The 1,463-nt window shown below is 58.4% G+C and carries 1 protein-coding gene; it reads right to left on the bottom strand.

Annotated features, from left to right (window positions below):
- Nucleotides 1–215: 215 nt before the first annotated feature.
- Nucleotides 216–1,388, bottom strand: a complete 1,173-nt coding sequence (locus tag CHB65_RS16650; protein WP_089386129.1) for an ISH3 family transposase — start codon at nucleotides 1,386–1,388, stop codon at nucleotides 216–218.
- Nucleotides 1,389–1,463 lie beyond the last annotated feature (75 nt).

Genomic DNA, 1,463 nt, shown 5'->3' with positions numbered 1-1,463 from the left:
TCGGTACTTCCCGAACGAGCCGAGAGAGTGCTGTCTGAACGCTACAAAATAGTCACTTTCTGTATGATTAGACGATCAATCTCAGCTACTACCGCGGAGTAGGTCGAAGCAGTTCCAATACACCGCTCCGAACAGACGAGATCAACCGGGTTTCGACGGTATCTGACGAAAGCTGTCGCTTACCGCCCAACGGACAGGCCGTGGGCTGACCCCGGTCAGCCCGCGGCCAGTACCTGTGACGCTGGTACACCGACCTCGTTCGCTTTGATCTTCCACTGCCGACGCAACTGCTCTTCAAGCTCATGACGAATCCAATCACAGAACGTCTTGAACGTGAACTCCTCGGGCAGGTCGCGCCCGCCCCGCCGTGGGCGGGCGACGACCGCCCACCGTAAAACGAGCCATAGATTCTCCAGCAGTGCTGCAACCAACATGATCGCAAATCGCACGACGGGATCACGTGTCGTCGTGATCCCGCGTGCTTGTCGCAGCAACCGGTAGCTCGTTTCGATGCCTGACCGCTTTCTGTAGAGCCGTTCGACCTGCTTTGCTGATCGATCAGTAACGCCGCAGGCGACGTAACCACGAACCACCTCACCGCTCTTGCCTCGATCTCCTGCGTGATAGGAGACAGCGACCGCGAGCGGGAAGCGCAGTTCCCGCTCGCTGTCCTTGTACATGCGGTAGGTCGTCATGTACGACTTGTGCGTGTCGAGTTTGTCCTTCATCCGCTCGCCCTTCTTGGGCACGTGAACGACCGTTGGGGCGATCTCACGAGCGCGGCGGACGACGCGCTCGTTGTAGAAGCCGCTGTCGGCAAGCAGAAGGTCGATCTCGAAGGGGTAGTTCTCGACGCGGGCGAGCACGCGCTCGACCGCGTCGGCCTCGTCTTCGTCGTTGCGGACGTACGTCATCGCCAACGTCACGGGCTTCTCGTTGGAGACGACGTAGGCGGTACAGTAGCGATGGCAGGTCGTCGTCCCGTCTTTGGGAGCCATTGAGCAGAGTTCGCCTTCCTCGACGTAGTGCTCGCCATGATAGGGGTTGTCGATGAAGTCGATGGAGACGATTCTCGACCCTGACCGGTCGAGAATCGTCATGGCAAGGCGTCCAAGCAGAAGGTTGGCGACGAACTCAAGCCAGTCACGGTCAAGGGTGTGGAGCCACGTGAGAGTCGTGTCGTCACAGGGTGTTCCGTCGGTGTCTTTGCACGTTTCCCAGATTGAGGTCTGGTTGACACAGGCCAAGATGACGACGAGCCAGATGTCGCCGGGGTCGAGGGGGCTCCCCTCGACACCCGGCAACGGGAGCGGAGCAATGACTTCTTCCGCTACGTCTTTGACATCTGAGGCCGAAAGATACCCGTCTGGTTCAGGGATCTCAAACACATCCAGAACCAGACACTTTCTCGTGGTTAATTCGACGATTCAATCTGACCGATTACGTCATTCGTGAAGTACCGA

The sequence above is a fragment of the Halorubrum vacuolatum genome, assembly GCF_900188065.1.
Lineage (GTDB): Archaea > Halobacteriota > Halobacteria > Halobacteriales > Haloferacaceae > Halorubrum > Halorubrum vacuolatum.
The sequence above is the reverse complement of the archived record's forward strand: the minus strand, read 5'-3'. Positions and strand labels throughout refer to the sequence as shown.